The following is a 25622-nucleotide window of genomic DNA, read 5'->3' on the forward strand; positions in this document are numbered from 1 at the left end:
GGACGGCCCCGCGCCCGGCGCGGGTCAGGGCGGCGGGACGGCGCCCACCTGGTCGACGATCGCCCGGTACCATTGCGGACGGCGATGGGCGGCGAAGTCGAACATCTTCTCCTTGCCCTGGCGGCAGGCGTCGAGATCGACCTCGGCCAGGATTACCTCGTCGCCGAGCGTCTTCGCTTCCGCCCGCACGATGCCGTTCGGATCGACGATGACGCTGCCGCCGATCAGGCCAGAGCCGTCCTCGTTGCCGGCCTTGGCCACGCTGACGGCCCAGGTCGCGTTCATGTAGGCGTTCGACTGCACCGCGAGCGTCGAGTGGAAGGTGCGGAGATCGGCGCTCTCGCTCGTGCCGCCCATCGGGTCGTAGGCGGCGGAATTGTAGCCGATCAGCATCAGCTCGACGCCCTGCAGCCCGTAGCAGCGCCAGCCTTCCGGCCAGCGGCGATCGTTGCAGATCAGCATGCCGAGGATGCCGCGGCCCCAGGCCTCGGGCCCGCGGAAGGCGGGGAAGCCCATGTCGCCGTAGTCGAAATAGCGCTTCTCGAGCTGCTGGAAACGGTCCCCGGGGCGGGGCTCGACCGTGCCGGGCAGGTGGATCTTGCGGTACTTGCCGAGGATCGTGCCATCCGGCCCGACCGTGACCGCGGTGTTGAAGCGCTGGCCCTGCGGCGTGAGCTCCGCATGGCCGACATACATGCCGACGCCGAGCGCGCGCGCCCGGTCGAACAGCGGCTGCGTGTTCGGCCCCGGCAGGTCGCGCTCGAAATAGGTGTCGAGCTCCTGCGTGCTCTCGATCAGCCAGCGCGGGAAGAAGGTCGTGAAGGGCAGTTCCGGGAAGACGACGAGCTGCGCCCCCTGCCCGGCCGCCTGATCGAGCAGCGCGATCATGCGGTCCAGGATGGCGCGGCGGCTGTCGGCCTTCTGGTTCGGGCCCATCTGGGCGCCGGCGACACGGAGGATGCGGCTCATTGGTCGAGTTCCGGCCGGATGCTGTCCACGACGGGACGGAAGCGCGCCGTCTCGGCGGCGATGAAAGCGGCGGCGAGCGGCAGAGCCGCCGCCCGATGCGTCACGTGGTCGTCGTCGGTGCTCATCGGAACAGATCCCTGAAATCCTGCACGGTGCCGCCAAAGGCGCGCCAGACCAGCACGGCGCCGAGGCAGAACCCGGCGCCGGCGAACAATCCGGGCAAGCCCTCGCGCAGCCCCGCGGCCCCGGCAACGGTGCCGCCGAGCATGCCGAGCAGCAGCCCCGCACCCGCCGCCATCGCGGCCTGGGCGAAGCCGGGCTTCACGCGCGGCGGCGGCGCGGCCGGCCGGGAGGGCTTGGGCGGGCGCTTGACCCAGTGGCGCGGCGGGCGCGGCCCCTCACTCCTCCCCGACATAGGTCCCGTTGTGCTGCCGCGGCACGAAGCGGCCCGTCCCGGGCTTCGCCAGGACCGCCTTGCCGTCCCAGATCCGTTCGCCGCGCAGGTAGGTCGCCGCCACGCGCGCGGCCATGCGCCGGCCGTCATAGGGCGACCACCGCGCATCCTCCTGGTCCTGGATCTCGGCCGCGTCGAAGGTGAACTCGCCCGTCTCCAGCACCACGAAATCGGCGTCGGCGCCGATCCGGATGGCGCCCTTCTTCGGGAACAGGCCGTGGAACTTCGCCGGGCGCTCGGCGCAGTACTTTGCCATCAGCGTGACAGGCAGCGAGCGTTCGGACAGCAGCGTATACATCAGCGGCGCGAAGGACTGCATGCCCGTCAGTCCGGCGCCGACCGCGAAGATGTCGCCCGTGTAGGTCTTGCGGTCGCGCGGCCAGGGCGCGTGGTCGGTCGAGACATAGGCGATCTTCCCCGCCGCGAAGGCCTCCCACATCCGCGCCACCTCCTCCTGCGTGCGGAAGGGTGGATTGCACTTGCCGAAGCCTTCGAGGCGGATGATGTCCTCCTCGGTCATGCAGAGGTACTGGATGCAGGCCTCGCCCGATGCCTTGCCGCCCATGCGTCGGAACACCTCCGCGATATCGAAGCCGCGCGCGAGGGAGGAATGGGCGATGTGGACATGCGCGCCGGTTTCCAACCCGATCTCGAAGATCTCGAGGTCCGCCATGGTCTCGCACAAGGGCGGGCGGGTGCGGCAATGCCAGATCGGCGTCGTGTTGCCGGCGGCCTTCGCCTCTTCGGTCAGGCGGACCACGATCTCCTGGTCCTCATTGTGGATCGCGACCATGAGGTTGGTCTTCGCGATCTCCCGGAAGGCGGCGACCATGGTCGGGTGATCGATGCGCGGGAAGCGCACCGCGTCATACTCATATGTAGAGAGCTTGAAGGAACAGACGCCCGCTTCCGCCAGCCCCGCGATCGCGTCCACCCCCCCGGTCTTCGTGATGGTTCCATAGAGCGCCATGTCGACATGCGAGAGCCGGTTCACGTGCTCGATCTTGTCGGCGAGGATCGCCGCATCCGTCACCGGCCGCGGCACGTCGTAGGGCATGTCGACGCAGGTGGTGACGCCGCCGGCGGCGGCCGACATCGACGCCCCCTGGATCCCCGGCCAGCCGCGCGAGGAGGAGGTGTGCATGTGCCCGTCCACCAGGCCGGGCAGCACGTAGTTGCCGGAATGATCGACGAGGTCCTTGGCCGGCGGCGCGGTCCCCTCCCCGATCGCGGCGATCGCCTCGCCGCGGATCGCGACGTAGCCGTCGCGCAGCACGCGGTCTGTCAGCACGATGTCGCCGCGGATCACGCGGTCGAAGGGGGCGGCGTCGGACATGCAGGCTCTCCCGGAAGGCAGCGTGCCGGAGGCTACCGCCGCATGCGCCCGCTGCCCACCCCGCCCCCGCTTGATGCCGCCGCGTCGCGGGTGGAGCATCCCGCCATGGACACCCCCGCCGCGCGCCTTCGCGCCCGCCTCACGCCCGACCGCCCCGCCATCGCCATGTCGGCGCACAATGCGCTTTCGGCGAAACTGGCCGCCGAGGCCGGATTCGACGCCATCTGGGGCAGCGGCTTCGAGCTCTCGGCCGCGCATGCGGTGCCGGACGCCTCGATCCTGTCCTGGGAGACCCACCTCGCCGCCATGCGCGCAATGGTCGAGGCGCAGGACGCGCCCGTCGTCGCCGACATCGACACGGGCAGCGGCAATGCGGTGAGCGTCGCCTACCTCGTGCCGCGCTACGCGGCGGCGGGCGTCGCGGCCGTGGTGATGGAGGACAAGACCTTCCCCAAGGATTCGAGCCTCCGCCCCGGTGGCCGACAGGAGTTGGTGCCGGTCGGGGAATTCCAGGGAAAGATCGAGGCCGCGCGCGTGCCCAGCGGCCCTCTGGTGATCGCGCGCACCGAGGCGCTGATCGCCGGCCTCGGCCAGGCGGAGGCGCTGACCCGCGGCGCAGCGTATGCCGAGGCCGGCGCCGATGCCGTGCTGATCCACTCGAAACAGAAGACCCCGGACGAGATTCTTGCCTTCTGCCGCGCCTGGCCCGGGCGCGTGCCGCTCGTGCTGGTGCCGACCTCCTACCCGCAGGTCTCCTTCGCCGAGGTCGCGGCGCTGGGAAAGGTCGGGCTGATCATCTGCGGCAACCACGCCATCCGGGCGGCGGTGGCTGCCATGCGGCAGACCTTCGCCACGATCCGCGCAGAGGGCGGCATCGCCGGCGTCGAGCAGCGGATCGCGAGCGTCGCGGACATCTTCGCTCTGCAGGGCGACGAGCGAATGCGGGAGGTCGAGCGGCGGTTCCTCCGCTGAGCGCGCCCGGCCTCGGCTGGCGCCTCCTGGTCCTCGCCGGCGTGGCGGGGGTGGCGACGCTCGCTCTCGCGCTGGTCGCCGTACTGCCGGGATGACTCCGCACGGGCGCAGGCGGGCTGCGCGTGGCGATTCATCTCGTGCTGCTCGGCTGCGGCGCGGCGTTGCTGCACCGCGGCTTCGCGCTCCGCCGGCGCGGGGAGGCGCGAAAGGCGGTCCTCGCGCTCGGCCTCCTCGCCGGCACGACGCTGCCCTTCGCGGCGTCGCTCGCCGTCTCCGCCTATTTCCTTGCCTTCGTCGGCGAACGGTTCTGAGGCGCTGCGGCGGAGGGCGGCCACGCCTGCTCCGCGATCCCGAGCGCGATCCGCACCGCCTCGCTCTCCCGCTCTGCGTTCCAGGCCAGCGCCACCCCCACGCCGCGCACCGGCCCGGCCAGCACGCGGAACGCGACGCCGGGCGGGTCGAGCCGCGCCATCCCCTCCGAGACCAGCGCGACGCCGAGCCCGGCCGCCACGAAGCCGAGCTGCGCCATGGCCGATCCGACCTCCCGCACCGCCTGCGGCGCGAAGCCGGCGTCGCGGCAGGCCGCCGTCATGGCGTCCGCATAGGCGGGGCTGATCGCGCGCGGCAGCACCAGCATCGGCGCATCCGCCAGCAGCGCGAGCGGCAGCGGGTCCGGCCCCGCCAGCAGCGCATGCCCGACCGGCAGCGCGGCCACCAGCCGATCCTCCCCGAGCGGGCGCAGGCGGAGCGGCGCCACCTCCCGGTCCGCGCGGAGCAGGGCAAGGTCCACTTCCCCGCGCCGCAGCGCCTCCGTCGCATCGGCCGTGTCCATCTCCCTGACCGCGATCGCCGCGTCCGGGCGCGCGGCCTGCATGGCGCGCACCAGCGGCGGCAGGTAGTCGAACAGCGCCGAGGTGACGCAGGCGATCGCGACCGGCGCCGAACGCCCCGCGCGCAATTCGCGCGCCAGCGCCTCGAGATCCGCGGCATTGCCGGCGACGCGCCGCGCCAGCGGCAGCAGCGCCTCGCCTTCCCGCGTGGGCCTCGCACCCTTGCCGGTGCGTTCCAGCAGCCGCACGCCGAGTTCGCGTTCCAGTGCCTGGATCTGCGCCGTCAGCGGCGGCTGGGAAATCCCCAGCCGCGCGGCGGCGCGCCCGAAATGCCCTTCCTCCGCCACCGCGAGGAAATGCCCGAGGCGGCGCACCAGCCGGAAATCCATCCCGATACGGAAATCCTAATGCGCCGCGCGGTCAATCGGATTGGACGATCACGCGCGACGGGCGCACAAAACGCGCCGACTGAATCCACCGAGGGAGAACGCCGCCCATGAAACTCCACCCCGTGAAGGTCCACCCGTCCAAGGCGCTGCTGAAGCGCGAGGACCAGCTCGCCTGGAAGATGGCCGGCGTCGCCACCGACAAGGTTCCGGTGGAGAAGGACGTGCAGGAGATGATCATCAACCGGGTCATCGACAACGCCTCGGTCGCCATCGCTGCGATCAACCGACGCCCCGTGGTCTCGGCGCGCGGCATGGCGCTGGGTCACGCCAAGAAGGCGGGCGGCGCGCAGGTCATGGGCGTGAAGTCCGGCACGACGGTCTCGCCCGAATGGGCGGCCTGGGCGAACGGCACGGCGGTGCGCGAGCTCGACATGCACGACACCTTCCTCGCCGCCGACTATTCCCACCCCGGCGACAACATCCCGCCGATCCTGGCCGTCGCACAGGCGATGGGGAAGTCGGGCCGCGACCTGATCCGGGGCCTCGCCACCGGCTACGAGCTCCATGTCGACCTCGTGCGCGCCATCTGCCTGCACGAGCACAAGGTGGACCACATCGCCCATCTGTGCCCGGCGGCCGCGGCCGGCATCGGCACGCTGCTCGGCCTGAAACAGGAGGTGGTGTTCCAGTCCATCCAGCAGGCGCTGCACACCTCCATTTCCTTCCGCCAGTCGCGCAAGGGCGAGATCAGTTCCTGGAAGGCCTATGCCCCCGCCCATGCCGGCAAGCTGGCGGTCGAGGCCGTGGACCGCTGCATGCGCGGGGAGGGCGCGCCCTCACCTATATATGAGGGCGAGGACAGCGTGATCGCCTGGGTGCTGGCCGGCCGGTCGAACCGCCAGGATGTGTATGGCCCGATCTACTACCAGGTGCCGCTGCCCGAGGCCGGCGAGGCCAAGCGCGCCATCATGGCGACCTACACCAAGGAGCACTCGGCCGAGTACCAGTCCCAGGCGCTGATCGACCTCGCCTTCCGGATGCGCGAGCACATCACGGACTTCGAGGACATCGCCAAGATCACCATCCACACCTCCCACCACACCCACTACGTGATCGGGACAGGCGCGAACGATCCCCAGAAGATGGATCCGAAGGCGTCCCGCGAGACGCTCGACCACTCCATCATGTACATCTTCGCCGTCGCGTTGCAGGACGGGCGCTGGCACCACGTCGACAGCTACGCGCCCCGGCGCGCCGGCCGCGCCGACACGGTCCGGCTGTGGCACAAGATCGAGACGCGGGAGGACCCGGAGTGGACGCGGAAGTACCACTCCAAGGACCCCGACGAGCTCGCCTTCGGCGGCCGCGTCGAGATCCTGCTCAAGGACGGCCGCAAGCTGGTCGATGAGCTGGGTGTGGCGAACGCCCACCCGAACGGCGCCCGCCCCTTCGCCCGCGAGCAGTACATCGGCAAGTTCCGGACGCTGACCGACGGCATCCTCTCCGCGCGGGAGGCCAACCGCTTCCTCGAGGTGGTGCAGGACCTGCCGAAGCTGAAGGCGGGCGAACTCGGCGCGCTGAACGTGGCGCTGCCGGCCGGCGGGCTGCTCGACGCCAAGCCCGGCATCTTCTGACAACCGGCGCCGGGCGGTGCGCCGCCCGGCTACCCACCAGATACGACAAGAGTGAGGAAGCCATGAACGACACGCCAGAGATCAAGAAGGGCCTGGTCGGCGTCTATGCCGACGTCTCCGCCGTCTCGAAGGTCATGCCCGAGACGAACAGCCTCACCTATCGTGGCTACCCGGTGCAGGACCTGGCCGAGAACGCCTCCTTCGACGAGACGGCCTACCTGCTGTGGAACGGGGAATTGCCGAACACCGCGCAGCTCGCCGCCTTCCGGGCCGAGGAGAAGGCGAATCGCGCGCTGACCCCCGCGCTGCTCCGCGTGCTGGCCGAATTCCCCAAGGCCGCGCACCCGATGGACATGATCCGCACCGCAGTCTCCTTCCTCGGCATGGAGGACCCGGAGGCGGCCGACATCTCCGACGCGGCGCAGCGGCGCAAGGCGATGCGGCTGCTGGCACGGATCCCGACCGCAGTCGCGGCATCGAACCGGCTGTCCAAGGGGCTCGACCCGATCGCCCCGGACCCGGCGCTGCCCTTCTGCGAGAACTTCTTCCACATGGTCTTCGGGAAGGTGCCGCAGCCCGAGGTCATCAAGGCCTTCGACGTCTCGATGATCCTCTATGCCGAGCACACCTTCAACGCCTCGACCTACACCGCCCGCCTCGTCACCTCGTCGATGTCCGACATGCACTCGGCCATCACGGCGGCGATCGGCAGCCTCAAGGGCCCGCTGCATGGCGGCGCGAACGAGGCGGTGATGCACATGCTGAAGGAGATCCCCTCCCCCGACGTCGCCGAGGCCTGGCTGCGGGAGCGCTTCGACCACAAGGCGCTGGTGATGGGCTTCGGCCACCGCGTCTACAAGACCGGCGACAGCCGCGTCCCCACCATGAAGAAATACGCCGAGATCATGGCCGAGGTGGTGGGCGACAAGCGCTGGATGAACACCTCGGCCGTGCTCGCGCGGGTGATGCTGACCGAGAAGAACATCCACCCGAACCTCGATTTCCCGGCCGGGCCCGCCTACTACCTGATGGGCTTCGACATCCCGTTGTTCACGCCGATCTTCGTCTGCTCGCGCATCACGGGCTGGGCGGCGCATGTGCTCGAGCAGGGTGCGGACAACCGGCTGATCCGCCCGCTGTCGCACTACACCGGCGTGCCCGAGCGCGCCGTGGTGCCGATCGCGAGCCGCGGCTGAGGCGGATGTTCCCGCCGCGACGGACGCGGCGGGAGCAACCTCGGCGCACACGCGGCCGAGCATCGACGCGCGGCAAACCGCGACGCGCGCGCAACACGCGACGACGAGGATGACGACGACGCGCGTTTTGCGCGCGAGCGCATGCGGATTCTGTTGACACTACACAGCGCGGTGCAGATAGCGTGACGAGCGCGCGAATCATCTTGCGCGATTCGTCGGAACCCGCTCCGCGCATCACGCTCCGCACGAACCACGTCGGATCGGATTGCAGAAGGCCAGCACCGGCGTATCGGCATGACGCTCTCGCCGCAGCAGGGAAGGACGGTCCATGGACCGCAGGCTCACTGGAAGGACGGCAGCGATTGCCGCACTTCCACCACCGCCCGGCAGCGCAGCCTCTGCGCGGCGTCGTGGCGGGAGAGAGGTCGGAGGCGATGCGCTGCGGGGAAACACCGCGCGCCCCGTCCGTTCCGGCACCTGCGCCACGGAGCTCACTGCACGGACAACGGTACGCGCGACGGGATCCGCGCGCCCGGCATTCGCCTGTCCCGCCCTGTTGTACCCCCCGGAGACGGCGCGCCTGGTCGCATCGCCTCCTCCTCACCGGAACGCACGGAGACATCCATCACAATGACCGACATCGACGAGACCATCGAAGCCGAAGGCGCCGCCCCGCGCGCCCAGGCGATGGCCATGGCCGCCGCGAAGAAGAAGGCGCCGGCCAAGCGCAAGCCGGCCGCCAAGAAGGCCGCCGCCAAGAAGCCGGCCGCCAAGAAGGCCGCCGCCAAGAAGCCGGCCGCCAAGAAGGCCGCGAAGAAGCCGGCTGCCAAGAAGGCCGCCGCCAAGAAGCCGGCCGCCAAGAAGGCCGCTCCGAAGAAGGCCGCCGCCAAGAAGCCGGCCGCCAAGAGGGCCGCCGCCAAGAAGCCGGCCGCCAGGAAGGCCGCCCCGAAGAAGGCTGCGGCCAAGAAGGCCGCCGCCAAGAAGCCGGCCGCCAAGAAGGCCGCTCCGAAGAAGGCGGCGGCCAAGAAGCCGGCCGCCAAGAAGGCCGCTCCGAAGAAGGCCGCCGCGAAGAAGCCGGCGGTGAAGTCCACCGCACGCTCGGAAGCGGCGAAGAAGGCTGCCGTGACGCGCGCCGCCAAGCGCGCCGCCGCCGCGGCCGCTGCAGCCACCGCGTCGACGGAAACGCCGACGAGCTGAGCCGAACGCCGATCCCGGCGTCGGGGCGCCGTCCGCGCAGGCGGGCGGCGCCCCTTTCGCGTCAGGAGCCCGCGCATGGCGCTCTCCGTCACCGAACTGCCGCCTGACGACCGGCACCGGCTCGCGCCGCTTCTCGATGCCTATGCGGCCGAGATGCGCGAGACGCTCGCCGGCACGCACGCCGCCGGCGGCGTCGCGGCGGCCGCGATGCTCGCCGCCGACCCGCGCGCCGAGGTGCTTCTCGCGGCCATCGCGGGCGAGCCCGTCGGCTTCGCCATCTTCTTCGACCTGCCGGAAGCGGTGTTCGCGCGGCGCTGCGGCGCGCTCGACGACCTGTTCGTGCGATCGGACCGGCGCGGCGCCGGCATCGCGCGCGCGCTGCTCGGTGCGCTTCGCGACCTCGGCCGGGCGCGCCGCTGGTCGCACCTGCGCTGGATCGTGCCGGAGGCCGACCGAGGCGCGATTGCGCTCTATGACCGCGTGGCCGAGCGTGCCGACTGGCGCTCCTACGTCATCCGCCTCGACCCGGAAGCCTCATTGTGATCGGCGCCAGGTGCCAGAACAGGGAGGGGGCTCGGGGGAGGTTCCCCTCCCCCCACCTGCCGTTCAGCGCGCCTCCCACTCCTCCCCGTCGCGCGCCGCCGCGCCCTCCGCCGCCAGCTTGATGAGGTGCGCGAGCAGGCTGCGCGCCGCCGCCGGCACCAGGCGCGCATCCAGCGCGGGGCCATAGACGGGCGCGACGAGATCCTGAGCCGTCGCGCGCGTCGCGGCGCGCAGCGCGTCCAGCACCATCGCCTCCCTCTCCCGCCGGTGCGCGGCCAGCGCGGCGACGAAGCCGGCAGGCTCGTGCAGCGGCGGCCCGTGCCCCGGCAGGTACAGCCTGTCGTCGCGCGCCGCGAGCCGCGCGAGGGAGGCCATGTAGGCCGCCATGTCGCCATCGGGCGGGCTGACCACGGTGGTCGACCAGGACATGACGTGGTCGGCGCTGAACAGCACGCCCTCGCTCTCCTCCGCCTCGAGCGCGAAGCAGAGATGATTGGCGCAATGGCCGGGCGTGTGCAGCGCGGTCAGGCGCCAGGCATCGCCCTCGATCGCAGTACCGTCGGCCAGCGTCGCGTCGGGGCGGAAGGTGTGGTCGCCGCCCTCGCCGCCCTGGTCGGGCGGCGTCATGTGCGGGCCGAAGCCGAAGGTGGCCGCGCCGGTTGCCGCCTGCAGCGCGGCCGCGCCCGGCGAATGGTCGCGGTGCGTGTGGGAGACGAGGATGTGCGAGATCCGCTCCCCCGCCGTCGCGCGCAGGATGGCGTCGAGGTGCGCCGCATCCTCCGGCCCCGGATCGAGCACCGCCAGCGCGCCGCCGCGGCCGATGATCCAGGTGTTGGTGCCGCGGAAGGTGAAGGGGCCCGGATTTCCGCAAAGCAGGCGGCGCACGCCCGGCGCGACCCAGGCCGCCTCGCCCACCGGCAGGGTGTCGTCCTTCAGGAAGGGGATGGTCACTCTTTCCTCCGCTCGGCCGCGCGCTTGAGTTCGCGGTGCAGGATATAGAGACCGGCGGCCACGATCAGCGCCGACCCGGCTAGCGTGCCGACCCCCGGCGCATCGTCGAACAGCACCCAGCCCATCGCCACAGCCCAGAGGATGGACGTGTAGGAATAGGGCCCGAGCGCCGAGACCTGCGCCGAGGCATAGGCCTCGGTCAGCATGATCTGCGCGACGCCGCCCACCAGCCCGACCAGGATCAGCAGCAGCCATTCGAGCGGGCTCGGCCAGGTCCAGACGAAGGGCAGCGCGACCAGCGTGAAGGCGGTCATCAGCAGCGACTGCCAGAGCACGATGGTGGCCGAGCTCTCGGTGGCCGACAGGCTGCGCACCAGCAGCGTCGTCATCGCCGACCAGACCCCCTGGGCCACCGCCGCCGCCATGCCGATCGCCGCCACCCGGTCCGGCAGGCTGCCACCCTGGAACGCCCCATTGCCCAGCGCGATCACCATGATGCCGGCGAAGCCCAGCAGCACGGCCGACCAGCGATGGATGCCGACGCGCTCGCCGAGGAAGGGGATCGAGAGCAGCGTGACGAACAGCGGCGTCGTGTAGGTCAGCGCCGTCTGCTCGGCCAGCGGCAGGACGGTCAGCGCGTAGAAGGAACATCCCTGCGCCATGGTGCCGGTGAAGGCGCGGACGGTGTGGGCGGGGAAGCGCTTCGTCCGCAGCAGCCCCGGGTCGCGCATGCGCGCCGCGATGACCGCCATCACCGGCAGCGCGAAGGCCGAGCGGAAGAACATGGTCTCGATGAAGTGGATCTCGGCCGAGATGCCCTTGATGATGGCCGACATGACGGTGAAGAGCGCGGTCGCCCCCAGCATCAGCAGAGCGCCGCGGCGGATGTCATGGCGCAGCGGCATCAGGGGCCGCCGGAAGCGCGGCGTTCCTCGGCGCGACGCACCCTTTCGCGGTGCAGGTTGTAGAGGCCGGCGGCGATGACGATCAGCGCACCGCCGACCGTGGTCCAGGCCGGCACCTCGGCCCAGATGAGGAAGCCGATCAGCCCCCCGATCAGCAGGGGCGAATATTCGTAGGGCGCCAGCGCCGAGACGGGGGCGAGCGCGAAGGCGCGCGCGAAGAGCATGTGCGCGATGGCGTTCGCGATGCCGAAAAAGACCAGCGCCACGACGACGCCCGGCCCCGGCATGGCCTCCGGCGCCGGGAAGAAGGGCAGCAGCGCGATGCCGACCGGGATATGCGCCACCATCAGCCAGAAAGCGACCGCGCCCGGCCCGTCGGTCGCCGAGAGCACCCGCGTCCAGATCCGCGTCACCGCCATGGCGACCACCGCGACTAGCAGGAAGGGCGTCTCGAAGCGCCAAAGGTCGCCCGCCGGCTGCAGCATGATCAGCACGCCCGCGCAACCGATGGCGGTCGAGGTCCAACGCCGCCAGCCAACGCGTTCGCTCAGCATCGGGATGGCGAGCAGCGTCATCGCGAGCGGCGCGGCGGCGGCGATGGCGTAGGAATCGACCAGCGCCATGCCCGATACCCAGGCCCAGTACCAGGTGGCCGAGACCGCGCAGTGGAGCAGACCCCGCATCGCGAGCAGCGACCGGTTGCGGGGCATGATGCCGCGCCCGCGCGTGAGAACCAGCACGGCCATGGCACCGATCACGCCGCGCACGATCATCGAGACCGCGACGCCGACTTCGGGCAGGGCCCACTTCACGGCCACATCCGCGCCGGTGATCACGACATAGGCCGCGAGGATGAGCCCGATGCCGCGCAGCGCCTCGGCGCCGGTCGGCGTCGTCAGGCCGTGCCGAGAGCGCCCCCCGGCGTCACCCACGCGCTGCGCCAGGAATGCTGCCCGCCCGTCTCATCGCATGCGGAGAAAGAGGCGGTAGCCCTCCATCTCCCCAGCCGGCCGGTAGCGTGTCCAGTTTCGCGCAAAGAGCGGATGGGTCGAGAAATACGCGACGAGGTCGAAGCGGTCGCCGCATGCGGGAATGTGCGCGAAGTTCGTCACCAGCACCGCGCGCGGCGGCGCCCGGGCGAAATCCTCCGCCGTCCGGTGCCAGAAGGTGAACTCGGCGGCGCTCATCTGGGCCGGGGTCCGATAGGGCGCGGCCCCGGGCGGACAGGTGCGGTAGGCACCCTGCAACGGCCAGATGCTCATGGTGCGCAGCGTCGGCCGCGCTTCGGCATAGGTCACGGATGGATAGACCGGAAGGATCTCGGGACTGAGGACGAGGATACTCCCGCCGAAGGCCTCGCGCCGCAACCATTCCGTCATGCGGCCCGTCTGCTCGGCCTTGAACCAGAGCTGCCGCCAGGGCGCCTCCCCGCCGCGGATGGCATAGCCGCCGATGCCGAAGGCGGCGACGACGGCGAAGACCGGGGCCGCCGCCGCCGCCCGCTCGGCCGGCAGCGTCGCATCCGTCCAGCGCGAGAGCGCGACGGCGGCGGCGGCGAAGGCCAGGATCGTGATGGGCAGCACGTGGTAGGTCCAGCCCTTGTGCTGCACCCACGCCGACAGGAAGGCGCCCAAGCAGGCCAGCGCCAGCGCCTGCGGGAGCGGCCCGGCGCCGCGCCGCAGCGCGAACGGCACCACGAGGAGCATCAGCAGCGTCGCCGAGCCCATCAGGTCGGTCACCAGCACCGTGAGCGGCCCGGCGCCGTGGATGTTGGCGTAGACCTCCCAGCCCAGCGGCACGACATGGCCGAAATAGTCGGGGAAAAAGACCGGGATGCTCGCGAGGTAGAGCACCCAGATCACCGCCATGACCCAGGGCACGGGGTCGCGCAGCGCGCGGGCACGGCCGCGGCGGAGAAGGACAAGCGCCTCGACCAGCGCCGGCACCGCCAGGAAGTGGGGCTTCAGCGCGAAGGCGAGCGCCGCCGCCACGGCGACGCCGAGCGCCAGCCGCCACGGCACGCTCTCCCCCTCGATCCGGCGCTCCGCGAGCAGCGCGTAGGGAATGGCGGTGATCGCCATCAACACCTCGCGCTGGCCGAAATCCGAGCCCGCAAGGACGATCAGCAGCGGGAAGGCCGCCGTCAGCACCGCAGCCTCGACCGGTCCCTCCGCCCGGCCGCGCCGGAGCGCGACCGTCATGCGCCAGAGCATCGCCGCATGCGCCAGCAGGCAAAGCAGCAAGGCCTGCGGCGCGCCGAGCGGCGTGTGCTTCGCGATCCAGGCCGGGATCAGGTTCAGGATGAAGATGAGCGGCGGATTGACGTCGATGAGGTCGACATAAAGCCGCGCGCCGGCCAGCCATCGCTGGGAGAAGTCGAGCACGGCCGCCGCGTCGTGGTTCAGCGGCGGCTTCAGCACCATGGCGACGAAGAACAGCGCCGGCACCGCGGCGACCCATCGCAGCCAGCGACGTTCCGGCAATGCCAGCGGCGGGGCGGCGGCGGACTCGTGCATGCTGGCGTTGTCTCGCATGCCGGCGGTCTCGCGCACGCCGAAGGACGCGGCAGTGACCGCGTTCTCCCTTCCCCCCTCGTCCCCGTTCATCGACGCGTGGCGCCTTCCTGCCCCGTTTGGAGGGAGCATGCCCCGCCGCAGCGGCGGCGCCAAGGCGTTGCTGCCTTGTTCCGGCCTTGCTCGCGCGGCATGTAGCCTCACCGTGGAACCTGCCGAATACGACCTGATGGATGCGGCGGAGGAGCGCATGTGGTGGTACCGCGCCCTCCATGCCCGCGTGCTCGACACGCTCGCCCGCCGGCCCGGCCCGGCCGGCGCGGTCCTCGATGCCGGCTGCGGCACGGGCGGGCTGCTCTGCCGCCTGGCCGCGCTCGGCCGGCCACTCGCGGGGCTCGACTTCAACCCCGACGCGGCCCGGCGGGCAGCGGAGAAGTCGGGCGCCGTCGCGACCGCGGGCGATGCCAACAGCCTCCCCTTCGCCGACGGGGCCTTCGCCGCGCTCGCGTCCTGCGACGTGCTGAGCCACCGCGCGGTGGACCCCGCGCGGGCCCTGGCCGAATTCCACCGCGTGCTGATGCCGGGCGGGACGCTGGTGCTGAACCTGCCCGCCTATGACTGGCTGCATTCCGCGCACGACGTGCGCGTGCACAACGACCGCCGCTTCACCGCGCGCGCCGCCCGCGCCATGGTCGAGGCCGCCGGCTTCGCCGCCGTCGAGGCGCGCTACTGGAACGCGGTCCTGCTGCCGCTGATGGTGCTGCAGCGCAAGGTGCTGCGCTCGGACGCCGAGGCCCGCAGCGACGTCCACGCCTTCCCGCCCTGGCTCGATGCCGCGCTGCATGGCGCGACGGCAGCCGAACGCTTCCTCGCCCGGCTCGGCCTGCGCTATCCGGCCGGCGGGTCCATCCTTCTCGCCGCAACGCGGCCCTGATGCCGGAGACTGCCTCCATGCCCACCACCGCGGCCGGAACGACGCATCCGGTCGGCCTCACCATCGTCGTGCCGGTCTATCGCGGCGCGGCGACCGTCGGCGCGCTGGTCGCCGAGTTGTCGAAGCTGCGGCCCGAGGGCGGGCTCGAGATCGTGCTGGTCAACGACGGCAGCCCGGACAATTCCGGCGATGTCTGTCGTGACCTGGCGCGCAGCGCCACCGTCCCGCTCACCTACATCGAGCACGCGCGCAACTTCGGCGAGCACAACGCGGTCATGACCGGGCTCCGCCACGCCCGCGGCGCCTACGTCATCACCATGGACGACGACCTGCAGAACCCGCCTGAGGAGGTCGTGAAGCTCTACGACCACGCCCGGCTCGGCGGCTTCGACGTGGTCTACACCCGCTACGCGGTGAAGGAGCACGAAGGCTGGCGCAACCTCGGCTCCCGCTTCGCCAACTGGGTGGCCGACCAGCTTATGGACAAGCCGAAAGGGCTCTATCTTTCGTCCTTCCGCTGCATGTCGGCGCTGGCGGTGGCCGAGGTCGTGAAGTACCGCGGCCCCTACCCCTACATCGACGGGCTGCTGATGCAGGTGACGCAGCGGCTCGACAGCATCGAGGTGAAGCACTTCGCGCGCGCCGAGGGACGGTCGAACTACACCATGCGCCGGCTGATCCGGCTCTGGCTGAACCTGGCGACGAATTTCTCGGTGCTGCCGCTGCGCCTCGCCGTGGTCGCCGGCGTCGGGATGGGCTTCCTCGGTCTGATCGCGGCCGCCTGGGTGGTCTTCGAGGCGCTGATCGGCGAGACCCCCTCCGGCTGGGCCTCGCTGATGACGGTCACGCTGCTGATCGCGGGGGTGCAGTTCATCATCCTCGGCGTGCTCGGCGAATATGTCGGGCGCGCCTTCATGTCGGCCAACGGCAAGCCGCAGGGCGTCGTGCGGGAAGTGATCGCGGCACGGGAGACGACGACATGACGGCCTACTGGATCGCGCTGGCGGCGGCCATCACGACCTCCCTGGTCGGGCAGGTGCTGCTGAAGTCGGGTGCCTCGGGCGCCGTCGCGGCGGATGGCGGCTTCATCCACCAGTTGTTCCGCGTGCCGACCATGGTCGGCCTGGTGTGCTACGGCGGCGCGGCGCTCCTGTATATCGTGGCGCTGCGCAAGATCCCGATGAGCGTGGCGCTGCCCTGCACGGCCGCCTCCTACATCGTGATCGCGATCGTCGGCTGGGCGGTGTTCGGCGAATCCCTCGGCGTCCAGAAGGTCGCGGCGATCGGGCTGATCGCGGCAGGGGTCGCGCTGCTCGCCACCACGGCATGAGGGCGGCCGCGCTCGCCGCGCTGGGCTTCCTTGCGGCCTGCGCCCCGGCCGAGCCCCCCTGCCCCGGCGGCACCGAGGCCGCGACCGTGGCCGAGGCCTATTTCGGCCGCTCGGTCCGCGACCGCGCGCCGGTCAGCGAGGCCGAATGGCGCGCCTTCCTGGCCGACACCGTCACCCCCGCCTTCCCGGACGGGCTGACCGCGCAGGACGGCCTCGGCCAATGGCGCGGGCATGACGGGCGCATCCTGCAGGAGGAGAGCAAGGTGCTGGTCGTCGTGCTGCCCGGCGCCGACGCGGCCGCCGCGGCCGCCCGGATGCGCCCGGTCGAGGATGCGTGGAAGGCACGCTTCCGCCAGCAATCGGTGCTGACCGTCTATCGCCGCGCCTGCATCCGCTTCTGATACCTGGCGCACGCAGGTCGCACCTTCGTGCCCCTCAGGCGCCCGGCGGGCCGCAGGTCGGACCTTCTTGCGCCTGGCATCAACCGCCGCCGCGGGGCCTTCACCCGAAGGCGCCGACCTCGTGCGCCACCACCGCCGAGCATTCCCGCACCAGCGCGAAGAATTCCGCCATCGGCGCCAGGATGGTCGCATGCTCTGCGGCGTAGGAGGCGCCCTCCCGCGGTGCCGCGGGCTCTCCGAAGTCGAGGCCCGAGGCGGGGTCCGGCACGGCCGGGAAGATCGCCGCGAGCAGCTCCAGCACCGGCGGCACGTCGAGCTGCAGCAGCCGCGCGACCAGGCTGTCCCGCGTCTCGCCATGCCGGGGGCTGAAATCCGGCAGCGTCACCGCCAGCAGCCAGAGCCGCTGCACGAGGCAAAGCCGGATCGCATGCGCGAGCACGAGGCGGTCGCCCATGGCCGGCAGGTCCGGCCAGGCCGCGCGCAGCGCCTGGTGGTCCGCCTGCAGCCGGCGGAACATCCGCCGCGTGGCGGGCGAGAGGCCAAGGCGTTCCAGCGCCATCGCGACCGCCGTCAGCGCCTGCCGCCGCCCCGCGCGCTTCGAGAAGCCGGCGCGGTCGAGCCAGGGGGACGGGTCGAGCATGTCCACCCCCGCGCGCAGGACGCCGAGGTCGGAACAGGCGGCCGCGCGCCGCGCCATGGACAGCGCGCGGGCAAAGCGGGGCGAGCGTTCCGCGAGGTCGGCGAAGCTCTCGGGGTTCGCCGCCGCGGCGGCGCCGAGCCCGTGCAGCGTGTTCGCGAGGAAGCCCATCTGGTGCAGGATCGCGTTGTTCGGAATGGCGCGCAGCTGCGACGGGTGCGCGATGCGCGCCGGCCCGCCCATCCCCTGCACCTGCCGCGCCGCCGGGCGCGACCCCGTCTTGTCCAGCAAGCCCGGCCCGAAGGCACCGAGCAGCGCGGCATAGCCCGAGTCCTCGACCAGCGCCGCCATCTCCCGCCGGCTGGTGGCGAAGAAGTCGGTGCTCCAGTCGGCTTCCTCGTAGATCGGGTCGGCCGCCGCGGCAGGCGGCGCGAAGGCATGCTCGGCGATCCGCGCGACGGTCGCGAGCGCCAGTTGGTCGGTGCCGAACAGCAGGTAGCCGTCGCCGCCCTGGAAGGCCGTCTCCTCGCGGAGCGGCAAGCCGGCCTCGGCCAGCGCGGCGCGCGCGGCGGGCGGCGAGAGATAGGCGAAGCGGTCGGCGAGGCTTTCGGGATGGCCGCCGCGGCCGATGCTCTCCCCATGCGTGTCGAACAGCACCAGCTCGATCCCCTCGAGCCCGTGGCGGCGCATCTGCTCGGCCAGGCGGATCTTGAGCCGCTCCGCGAGGTAGGAGGCAGCGAGCTGGCCCACGTAGCGCCCGGAATCCGAATAGCCGAACTGCAGGCAGAGCCGCCCATGGGCGCGGAGGTAGTCCCGGTAGTGCGGGCTGCGCAGCGCTTCCTCCAGCACGCGCTCGCCCCGCTCCAGCGCATCCGCCGTCTCGAACAGCGGTGATATCTCGACCTTCTCCGCGATGCCGAACCGGCGCGCGAGCCAAAGCGCGGCGAGCAGCGTGTAGCCGGTCTCGGTCTCGGCGATCAGGAACCGCACGGGCTGGCTGCCGTCCACGTGCTTCAGCAGCTGCGCGACGGTCATGACCAGCCGCACGGCGGAGGCCTGCTCGGCCAGCAGCGCACCGTAGTCCACGGGCACGGGCTCGACCTCGGTCAGCGCGGCGTTCACCTGCGCCAGCAGACCGCGCCGCGCCGCCCGGTCCTCGGGCGAGGCCACGATGCCGAGGCGCTGGCGGAGCGCGTTGTGGACCTGCGTCGCATTGAGCCGGACTTGCGTGTGCGCCAGCGCGAGCCCATGCGCGGCGAGCCCGGCGCGTTGCACGGCGAGGGCAAGGCGGGACGCCGCATCGGGCGCGGCTTCGATGGCGGCGGGGAACAGCGCCAGCAGCGGCTCAGGCGTGCCGAGCGCCGCCTCCCGCCCCTCCAGCATGGCCAGGGCGAAGGCGCGGGTGGCCTCAGCCTCCGGAGCCGGCGGGGCGGCGGCCTCCTGCGCGGCGACGGCCGCGGCAGCCTCCCGCGCGCGGGATACGATCGGCGCGGCGCAGTCACCGAGCGGCTCCAGCCGCTCCGCCAGCCGGGCCAGCTGCAGCCCCTTCATGCGCAGCCGCAGCCTGAGCGTGTCCTGCCAGCCGATATCGGTGCGGCCGTCCGTGTCGTAGCCGACCCAGGAGGACAGCACGACCGGGCGCGGCAGCAGCGCGAGCGCCCGGTCCCCCCAGACCTCCTGCCCCGCCGCGAGCAGCGCGTCCGAGAGGGCGTCGAGCGCATCCCGGCCGCGCGTCATGGCGGCGACGGCCTGGGCGAATTCCTCCTCGAGCGTCGGGGGGGCGGGGCGGTGCGCGAGACCTTCGGGCAACGGCGCCCCGCAGGCGGCGGCGGCGATCGCGGCGCCGGTCGCGGGCGGCAGGGAGAAGGTCGGATGCGCGGTGAAGACGGCGGCGAAGCGGATGCGCTCGACCGCGTCGCGGAAGGCGGCGAAGGGGACGGGGCTGTCGTCCGGGTCGGGGCGCACGAGCCGCGCGGCCACGGCTTCGAGGGCGGCCGCATCCTCCCCCATGCCCGCATAGGCCGCGAGCCGGCGCGCGCGGCCGGCGGCGGCGTCGCGCGCCATGCGCGCGATCAGGACGCTCAGCGCCCCGGCGGTGATCCGCCCTTCATCCATCGCGCGGCTGATGTCGAGCGCGACGAGCAGCACCGGGTCGCCGAACGGGTCGGCGGCCGCGGCCTCGCGCGCCGCGTGCAGGCGGGCGAGCAGGTCGTGGAGCAGGTCGGGCGGCGGAGCATCGTCCATGGCGCCATGCTGCAACCGCGAAGAACGGGAAGGCCAGCGGAAATGCGCGGCGCGGCGCCCTCGACAGCGGGGCCGCGGGGCGCAAGGCTGGAGCGACACGTCGGAGGAAGCGACCGCCATGACCCTACTCGAGAGCCTCAAGGGCCGCCTGCGCCTGCCGCTGATCGGCTCGCCGCTGTTCATCATCTCGGTGCCGGACCTGGTGGTGGCGCAATGCACCTCGGGCATCATCGGGTCCATGCCGTCGCTGAACGCGCGGCCGATCGAGCAGCTGGACGAATGGCTGGCCGAGATCCGCGACCGCCTGGCCGCGCATGACGCGGCGCACCCCGACCGGCCCTCGGCGCCCTTCGCGATCAACCTCATCGTCCACCGTTCGAACGACCGGCTGGAGCAGGACCTGGCGCTCTGCGTGAAGCACAAGGTGCCGCTGATCATCACGAGCCTCGGCGCGCGGCCCGAGGTGAACGAGGCGATCCATGCCTATGGTGGGCACGTCATCCACGACGTGATCAACCAGACCTTCGCCCACAAGGCGGTCGAGAAGGGCGCGGACGGGCTGGTGCTGGTCGCCGCAGGTGCCGGCGGGCATGCCGGCGCGCAATCGCCCTTCGCGCTGCTGCAGGAAACCCGCGCCTGGTATGACGGGCCGATCGCGCTCTCGGGCGCCATCGCGCATGGCCGGAGCATCCTGGCGGCCGAGGCGATGGGCGCCGACTTCGCCTACATGGGCAGCGCCTTCATCGCGACCGGGGAAGCCCGTGCGGTCGAGGACTACAAGCGCATGATCGTCGAGAGCAGCGCGCAGGACATCGTCTACACGAACCTCATCACCGGCGTGCACGGCAACTACCTGAAGCCGTCGCTCCGCCGCGCCGGGCTGGACCCGGACAACCTCGGCGGCCAGGAAGGGTCGCAGATGAACTTCGGCACCGACCGCAAGCGGAAGTGGAAGGACATCTGGGGCGCGGGGCAGTCGGTGGGCGGCATCGGCGCCGTGGTGCCGACGGCGGCACTGGTGGACCGGCTGGCGGCCGAATACGCGGCGGCCCGGGCACGGCTCGGCGCGGGCTCGGCGCTGGTGAACCCGGGCTGGGGGCGACGCGCGGCGGCGTGAGGGGACGGCACGCGCGGGACAGGTGTTGACGGGGCGGGTGAGGAGAATCTCCCCCATACCCTCCTTTGTCGAACCTGAGGCCACGCCTGTCACGAGCCGGGTAGCGGTGGCATCCTCGCGGCCGGGAAAGGCGCCACCGGCCTTGAGCATGGCTATGAGGTGGCCGACGAGTTCGATCTCCGACGGATCATCGGGGTCCTTGCCGGGGCTGATGACCACCTTGTCGATCAGCGCACGTGCTGCCTCCAGCACCTCCGGCGCGTCGCCGCCCTCGATGGCCTGTCGCAGCGCGGCAACCCGCCTGGCGTAGAGTTCGGCAAGGTTCGGGTGCAGGGCCGGTGCGGGAGCCGGCTCCTCCTCGAGGGCGGCGAGCAGCTGCTGCTTCCGTGCTTCCAGCTCCTCGAGCTTGCGCTGCACCCCTGGCGCGCGCACCCCTTCGGCGATGGCCTCGATGAGGTTCTCGAGCCTCCGGTCCACCGCCTGAAGCTCCCTCCTGCCAGCCTCGGCCGCGGCGGACGCTTCGGCCTGGGCCGTGTTCCACTCCTCGACGAAGGCCTTGCAGAACGCCGCCAGGTGGTCTGGGCGCATCAGCCGCGTCCCAAGCGCTTCCATCACCATCGCCTCGAGTTTGGGACGCCTCACGCGCCGGGTATTGGCGCAGCCGCGGCCGTTCCGCACCGCCGCGCAGGCGAGGTAGTCCTTGCCCACCGAGCGGAACCCGTGGCCGCAGACGCCGCAGACCACCTTCCCGGACAGCAGGTGGCGCGGCCGCCGCCGATCCCAGAACGCCACGTCACCATCATCCCGGATGGGAGCCGCCTCGTCGGCGAGACGAGCCTGCGCCCGCTGCCAGAGGGCGTCGTCGATGATCCGCAACGCGGGGACGGGGACCTCGACGATCTCTTCCTTCGCGCGGGCACGGACAACCCGAGATCCGGTGACCGGGTCGCGCAGCCGCGCGTGGCGGTTCCAGCGCAGCAGACCGGCGTAGGCCGGATTGCGGAGGATGCCATCGCCCCGCCCCGCCCGCCCTCGGATGCTGGCGTCATACCAGGGGGCGCCGGACGGGCCGGGAATGCCATCTGCGTTCAAGGCAGCGGCAATCGCTCTCGGGCTGCGGCCCTCGACAAATTCGGCAAAAATCCGCCGCACGATCGCCGCTTCGGCCGGCTCGATCTCACGCAGGCCGCGCTCCGGCTCGCCGTCAGCGCCGAGGCGGCGCAGCGGGCGATAGCCATAGGGCGTCCTGCCGCAGGCGCGACCCTTGCGGACGCGTCCCTCCTGGCCGCGATGGGTCTTCTGGGCGAGGTCCCGCAAGTACAAGGCACCCATGGCGCCCCGGACGCCGACATGCAGCTCCGAGATCTCGCCCTCGCCGAGGGTCACGACCTTCACCTGCTGGAACGTGGCCTGCTTGTAGAAGGCCGCGACATGCTCGAGGTCGCGCGAGAAACGGTCGAGGCTCTCCGCGAGGACGAGGTCGACCTTGCCGCCACGGATGTCCGCCAAAAGGGCCTGGTAGCCGGGCCGGACAAGCGACGTGCCGGAGACGGCCGCATCCGTGTAGGAGCCGGTGATGGTCCAGCCCTCGCGCTCCGCACGCGCCGTGCATAGCCGCAGCTGGTCCCCGATCGAGGCCGCGTTCTGCAGATCGCTGCTGAACCGGGCGTAGAGCGCGACGCGCACGGTCATCGGCGGTTCTCCGCGGAACCCGGATCGGGGGCCGAGCGCCGCTGCCGGCGCTCCTCCCGGATACGCCGCGCCAACACCGAGGTGCGCCGGCGCTCCTCCGCGAGCGCATCATGAAAATCATGCGCGGCGGCGACCTGGTCGCCGCGGTCGTAGTGTTCGCCCTCGATGTCGGGCGTGATGCCGAGGATCTTCGTCGTCACCCCCGGGCTGTCCGGCAACTCCCGCGGACCATAGGTCGCGATGCCGTAGCGAAAGCGATGCGGCCCGAACCGCTTGTCGCGACCGAACTCCCGCGCCGATTGCTCGAAGATGCGGGTGGCGGGAGCCCGCAGCGGCTCGACATGGCTGCCGATCCAGAGTGCGTCGGAGACCGTCCCACCCAGCAGCTCCCGCCGCTCGGTGTGGAGGTAGCGTTCAACCCAGGGCCAGAGGGTTTTCGGGACGGGATATTCGAGCGGCTTCCTCGTCTTGACGTCCTTCCGCCCAAGCGTGATCCACCAGCCTTCGCCGTCGTGGCGCAGTTGATGGCCGAGTTCCATGATCTGCATGGAACGGCGACGGGGCGCCCTCGAGGCAAGCACGGCGATCATCAACCCATCACGGAGCCGGACCCGGCGTCGGCACGGCGCGCGCATCGCAACAGCCTCCTCCATCAAGCGAACGCCCCACTCGAACAGGACGCGCGGATGGTAGACGACCAGGTCGCGCTTGCGCATGTCGAGCAGGGTGCGAATGGGGACGCCGTCCGGCGCCTGGATCCAGCGGAAGTCCTCGCCCGGCGCCATGACCCGCAAGGCGTCGGTGAGCTCCTGCAACCGACCCGTGATCGTGTGATCCGCATTCCCCAACTCGATCATCTCGTCGAGGAAGGCGGCGATCCTTTCGCGCGTCGGACGAGCGGCCGGTCCGACGCCGCGATCGAGATCGCCGCGCAGGTCCAGGAATGTCAGGAAACGACCCCAGCCCTTCTCCGCCTTGTCGAGCGCGACCGGGCCAAGCCGGACTGCCCGCGTGCTCTCGCTGAACCGACGCCTCTCGCGACCAGGGAGGCCGGCCATCCAGGCCTGCCGGTCCAGCGCTGGCCATTCCGCAACCGGCAAGCAGCGCCGCCGCGGATCAAGGCGCGGGCTCATGCGCGCCTCCGTGACGTTGGCGCCTGGCGCGGCGCCCGCCTGCTCCGCGCGGCCACGGCAGTGACGCGCGTTGCCCGTCGCTCCGCATCGAGCACGGCGTCGAACGCCTTCGCCGCCGCTGCCTCCTCGAACGCGTCGTAGAAACTGACCGTTGTCGCAACATTCTTGTGCCCGAGGATCTTCGCGACCACGCCATACCGGCCAGGATGCCGCTTTAAGTAGAGATACGCCGCAAAGTGGCGGAGTAGGTGCACATTGATGCGAACTCCCGCTTCCCGAGCCACAGCTTTGACGATGTTCGTCGAGACGCTGCCCTGACTGGCGCAGCCGCAGCGGTTGCCCCCAGGAAACAAGTAGGGGCACGCCGAATCCGCCAGGGCAGGACGGAACTTTTGGACGTATTCCTCGACGAGGTCCGCCGCGCCAGGCGGAATTGGCCATTCGAGCAGTTTCCGGTTCTTCGTTTCGTGCGGCTTCAGGACGATGTGCGGAGATCGGGACAATTCTCTCGGCTAAACCGGAGCAGACACCGGATCATAGTCGTATAACCCACGATCAATCGCTGTACGACCTTTGTGACCATTCTGCAGGGCTTGACCTTGTTCACGGGACCAAATCTGCACGTTCGTGCCGCGAGTCTTGCGAGCGGCCTCGTAGCGATGCAATGCGTCCTCGACCGTTTCAGCGGCAGCGAATGCGCGGCCCAGTACCAAGCCGTCCTCCATGGCGATGCACGCGCCCTGGCCTAAGAACGGCGTCATCGGGTGCGCCGCGTCGCCCAGCACCGTAACGCGACCCACAGTCCAAGTCTGCAACGGCTCGCGATCGCGCAAGCCCCATTTGAACAATCCTCCCGCCGGGACGGCGCGGATTAATGCCAGAACTTCCGGCGCGTGGTCCGCATAAGCTTGGGCGAACTCTTCGGCAGTGGCGGAAATTGACCAGCCTTCTTCTTCCCAATTTGCCGACTGCGCGTTGCCAAGGAGGTTGAAAATCTTGCCGCCGCGCATAGGATAATGCATCAACGTTCGCTTCGGACTCGGGTAATACGCCAAGCCTCGCTCTAGGATCGATGTCGGCACCAAGTCACGGGGAATCAGAGCTCGAAATGAAACCTGCCCTGTGAATTTCGGTGCCTCGCTCGGAAAAAGACAGGATCGAACCGCGGATGCGTAGCCGTCCGCTCCAATGAGAACATCGCCACGCGCTAACGCTCCATTGGCGAACGCGGCCGACACGCCATGCTCATCCTGCTCAAAATTAACGAATTCATGACCGGCATGCAGCGCATTTTCATCATTCGCTTTGACAGCTCGAAGCAGGAGATCGTGTAGATCCGCTCGATGAACCTGGAGAACATGAAATCCGTACTTTTCGACAATAGAGGAGTCGAAATTTCTGTACTTTACTTGCCCGGTCGCATAATCACATATGTACATCTCTTGCGCACTACTGGAACAGGATTCGAGTTTTTGGTCGATCTCCAGGTCTCGTAAAGCTCGGCGAGCATTTGGGGAGACGGTGATGCCGGCGCCAATTTCGCGTATTTCTTTACTGCGCTCGAAGACTTGGACCTTAAAACCCCTGCGTTGCAGCGCCAGAGCGGCGGTCAGCCCACCGATACCGGCGCCTATAATCGTAATCAACTTTGTCTTCATGAGGGACCTCTCTCTTTGCTGCGTATCGGGGAGCTACAAAGATTATGCAATAATTGTAATTAAAGTGGTCGCATTGAGCATTGACAAGATAAATTTAGCTGACGTCCAGCGCACAGGCAAGTTCCGTCACGTCGCAACTCACTAATGGGTCGCCAAGAGGTAGTCCGTTCATTTCGATTTCGGTAGGTCGTCACTCACTTGCGGACAGAAGCAGCCGCCGGCTCACATCAACGCCCGACAACCGATGTCTGATTCTGCATAGACACATCTTGGGTGCGGTGATCATACGCCGCGCTGCATCAGTCCGCAGTTGGCCCGAAGCACGAATCAGCCGTGCGGCAGGTCCGGAAGACGAGCAGTTAGTCGCATGCGCGATGGGCACGGGCAAGGCGGGTAAGTTATCCCGGCGTATCGAGGCAGCGAGACTGGTGCTCGCTCAGCGCTCGACGGAGAGCCGGAAGCTGGAGTTGAAGTTGCCCCGGTTCTGTGGACGGTCTGCGGGCAGTGGTCAGTCCTTCATGAGCATCTTCCTTGCTTCGAATTCGATGGGCGAGAGGTAGCCGAGGGACGAATGGCGCCTGGTCGGG

At 70.4% G+C, this 25622-nt stretch carries 24 protein-coding genes and 1 pseudogene; 11 read left to right on the plus strand and 14 right to left on the minus strand.

Features of this window, described 5'->3' with window-relative positions; translation table 11 throughout:
• Positions 1–24: 24 nt before the first annotated feature.
• The 4 genes from E8M80_RS24030 to E8M80_RS24040 are packed head-to-tail and all read right to left on the minus strand — an operon-like array spanning position 25 to position 2759.
• Positions 25–969, minus strand: a complete 945-nt coding sequence (locus E8M80_RS24030; RefSeq protein WP_137128272.1) for an N-carbamoyl-D-amino-acid hydrolase — start codon at positions 967–969, stop codon at positions 25–27.
• Positions 966–1094 carry a hypothetical protein gene (locus E8M80_RS26880; protein WP_255467553.1) on the minus strand — a complete coding sequence of 43 codons (129 nt, stop codon included), beginning with the start codon at positions 1092–1094 and terminating at the stop codon, positions 966–968. The genes E8M80_RS24030 and E8M80_RS26880 overlap by 4 nt, the downstream gene beginning before the upstream one ends.
• On the minus strand, positions 1091–1384 hold the full coding sequence (locus tag E8M80_RS24035; protein WP_137128273.1) for a hypothetical protein: 294 nt from the start codon (positions 1382–1384) through the stop codon (positions 1091–1093). The genes E8M80_RS26880 and E8M80_RS24035 overlap by 4 nt, the downstream gene beginning before the upstream one ends.
• Positions 1368–2759 (minus strand): dihydroorotase family protein, encoded by a 1392-nt coding sequence (locus E8M80_RS24040; RefSeq protein ID WP_137128274.1) that lies wholly within the window; start codon positions 2757–2759, stop codon positions 1368–1370. The genes E8M80_RS24035 and E8M80_RS24040 overlap by 17 nt, the downstream gene beginning before the upstream one ends.
• 105 nt (positions 2760–2864) lie before the next feature.
• Between E8M80_RS24040 and E8M80_RS24045 the strand changes: the two genes are divergently transcribed.
• Complete coding sequence (locus E8M80_RS24045) at positions 2865–3731, plus strand: phosphonopyruvate hydrolase (protein WP_137128275.1); 867 nt, start codon at positions 2865–2867, stop codon at positions 3729–3731.
• A 122-nt stretch (positions 3732–3853) separates the two neighbouring features.
• Entirely contained in the window at positions 3854–4042 is a 189-nt protein-coding gene (locus tag E8M80_RS24050; RefSeq protein WP_137128276.1) for a hypothetical protein, read from the plus strand.
• Here the strand turns inward: E8M80_RS24050 and E8M80_RS24055 are convergent.
• Entirely contained in the window at positions 4009–4950 is a 942-nt protein-coding gene (locus tag E8M80_RS24055; protein WP_137128277.1) for a LysR family transcriptional regulator, read from the minus strand. The two genes, E8M80_RS24050 and E8M80_RS24055, sit on opposite strands and share 34 nt — an antisense overlap.
• Positions 4951–5057: 107 nt before the next feature.
• Here E8M80_RS24055 and E8M80_RS24060 point away from each other — a divergent pair, with 107 nt between their 5' ends.
• From E8M80_RS24060 to E8M80_RS24075, 4 genes are all read left to right on the plus strand, one after another.
• Positions 5058–6584, plus strand: a complete 1527-nt coding sequence (locus E8M80_RS24060) for an MmgE/PrpD family protein (RefSeq protein ID WP_137128278.1) — start codon at positions 5058–5060, stop codon at positions 6582–6584.
• Between the two features lie 62 nt (positions 6585–6646).
• Positions 6647–7780 (plus strand): bifunctional 2-methylcitrate synthase/citrate synthase, encoded by a 1134-nt coding sequence (locus tag E8M80_RS24065; RefSeq protein ID WP_137128279.1) that lies wholly within the window; start codon positions 6647–6649, stop codon positions 7778–7780.
• Positions 7781–8410: 630 nt separating this feature from the next.
• Positions 8411–8977, plus strand: coding sequence for a histone H1-like repetitive region-containing protein (locus E8M80_RS24070; RefSeq protein WP_206035733.1), 567 nt, complete (start codon positions 8411–8413; stop codon positions 8975–8977).
• A 75-nt stretch (positions 8978–9052) separates the two neighbouring features.
• Positions 9053–9520, plus strand: coding sequence for a GNAT family N-acetyltransferase (locus E8M80_RS24075; protein ID WP_137128280.1), 468 nt, complete (start codon positions 9053–9055; stop codon positions 9518–9520).
• Positions 9521–9583: 63 nt separating this feature from the next.
• On the opposite strand, the gene E8M80_RS24080 is transcribed toward E8M80_RS24075, so the two are convergent.
• The 4 genes from E8M80_RS24080 to E8M80_RS24095 are packed head-to-tail and all read right to left on the minus strand — an operon-like array spanning position 9584 to position 13892.
• A complete protein-coding gene (locus E8M80_RS24080; RefSeq protein WP_137128281.1) occupies positions 9584–10471 on the minus strand; it encodes an MBL fold metallo-hydrolase in 888 nt (295 codons plus the stop codon).
• The gene (locus E8M80_RS24085) at positions 10468–11376 is read right to left on the minus strand and encodes a DMT family transporter (RefSeq protein ID WP_137128282.1); all 909 of its coding nucleotides are present in this window, start codon (positions 11374–11376) and stop codon (positions 10468–10470) included. Before E8M80_RS24085 ends, E8M80_RS24080 begins: the two co-directional genes overlap by 4 nt.
• Complete coding sequence (locus E8M80_RS24090) at positions 11376–12308, minus strand: DMT family transporter (RefSeq protein ID WP_240790201.1); 933 nt, start codon at positions 12306–12308, stop codon at positions 11376–11378. The genes E8M80_RS24085 and E8M80_RS24090 overlap by 1 nt, the downstream gene beginning before the upstream one ends.
• A 30-nt stretch (positions 12309–12338) precedes the next feature.
• Complete coding sequence (locus E8M80_RS24095; RefSeq protein ID WP_137128283.1) at positions 12339–13892, minus strand: hypothetical protein; 1554 nt, start codon at positions 13890–13892, stop codon at positions 12339–12341.
• Positions 13893–14094: 202 nt separating this feature from the next.
• Here E8M80_RS24095 and E8M80_RS24100 point away from each other — a divergent pair, with 202 nt between their 5' ends.
• Genes E8M80_RS24100 through E8M80_RS24115 form a run of 4 tightly spaced genes read left to right on the plus strand, consistent with a single transcriptional unit; the run spans position 14095 to position 16554 of the window.
• Complete coding sequence (locus E8M80_RS24100; protein ID WP_137128298.1) at positions 14095–14823, plus strand: class I SAM-dependent methyltransferase; 729 nt, start codon at positions 14095–14097, stop codon at positions 14821–14823.
• A gap of 17 nt (positions 14824–14840) precedes the next feature.
• Positions 14841–15806, plus strand: coding sequence for a glycosyltransferase family 2 protein (locus E8M80_RS24105; protein ID WP_240790202.1), 966 nt, complete (start codon positions 14841–14843; stop codon positions 15804–15806).
• A complete protein-coding gene (locus tag E8M80_RS24110) occupies positions 15803–16153 on the plus strand; it encodes a multidrug efflux SMR transporter (protein WP_137128285.1) in 351 nt (116 codons plus the stop codon). The genes E8M80_RS24105 and E8M80_RS24110 overlap by 4 nt, the downstream gene beginning before the upstream one ends.
• On the plus strand, positions 16150–16554 hold the full coding sequence (locus tag E8M80_RS24115; protein ID WP_137128286.1) for a DUF3574 domain-containing protein: 405 nt from the start codon (positions 16150–16152) through the stop codon (positions 16552–16554). Before E8M80_RS24110 ends, E8M80_RS24115 begins: the two co-directional genes overlap by 4 nt.
• Positions 16555–16654: 100 nt before the next feature.
• Here E8M80_RS24115 and E8M80_RS24120 read toward each other — a convergent pair whose 3' ends face one another.
• A complete protein-coding gene (locus tag E8M80_RS24120) occupies positions 16655–19435 on the minus strand; it encodes a phosphoenolpyruvate carboxylase (RefSeq protein ID WP_137128287.1) in 2781 nt (926 codons plus the stop codon).
• 118 nt (positions 19436–19553) lie between these two features.
• On the opposite strand from E8M80_RS24120, the gene E8M80_RS24125 reads away from it, so the two are divergent.
• Entirely contained in the window at positions 19554–20552 is a 999-nt protein-coding gene (locus E8M80_RS24125) for a nitronate monooxygenase family protein (protein WP_137128288.1), read from the plus strand.
• A 660-nt stretch (positions 20553–21212) separates the two neighbouring features.
• On the opposite strand, the pseudogene E8M80_RS27080 reads toward E8M80_RS24125, so the two are convergent.
• The 4 genes and pseudogenes from E8M80_RS27080 to E8M80_RS24150 form a co-directional block, all read right to left on the minus strand.
• Positions 21213–22244, minus strand: a pseudogene (locus E8M80_RS27080) (recombinase family protein); the annotation flags it as partial.
• Entirely contained in the window at positions 22241–23377 is a 1137-nt protein-coding gene (locus E8M80_RS24140) for a phage integrase family protein (protein WP_137128289.1), read from the minus strand. The pseudogene E8M80_RS27080 and the gene E8M80_RS24140, both read right to left, overlap by 4 nt.
• Entirely contained in the window at positions 23374–23880 is a 507-nt protein-coding gene (locus tag E8M80_RS24145; protein WP_137128290.1) for a site-specific integrase, read from the minus strand. Before E8M80_RS24145 ends, E8M80_RS24140 begins: the two co-directional genes overlap by 4 nt.
• A 9-nt stretch (positions 23881–23889) precedes the next feature.
• Positions 23890–25035, minus strand: coding sequence for an FAD-dependent monooxygenase (locus E8M80_RS24150; protein ID WP_137128291.1), 1146 nt, complete (start codon positions 25033–25035; stop codon positions 23890–23892).
• Positions 25036–25622 lie beyond the last annotated feature (587 nt).

It is taken from the genome of Roseomonas sp. HF4 (assembly GCF_005222755.1).
Taxonomy (GTDB): Bacteria; Pseudomonadota; Alphaproteobacteria; order Acetobacterales; family Acetobacteraceae; genus Neoroseomonas.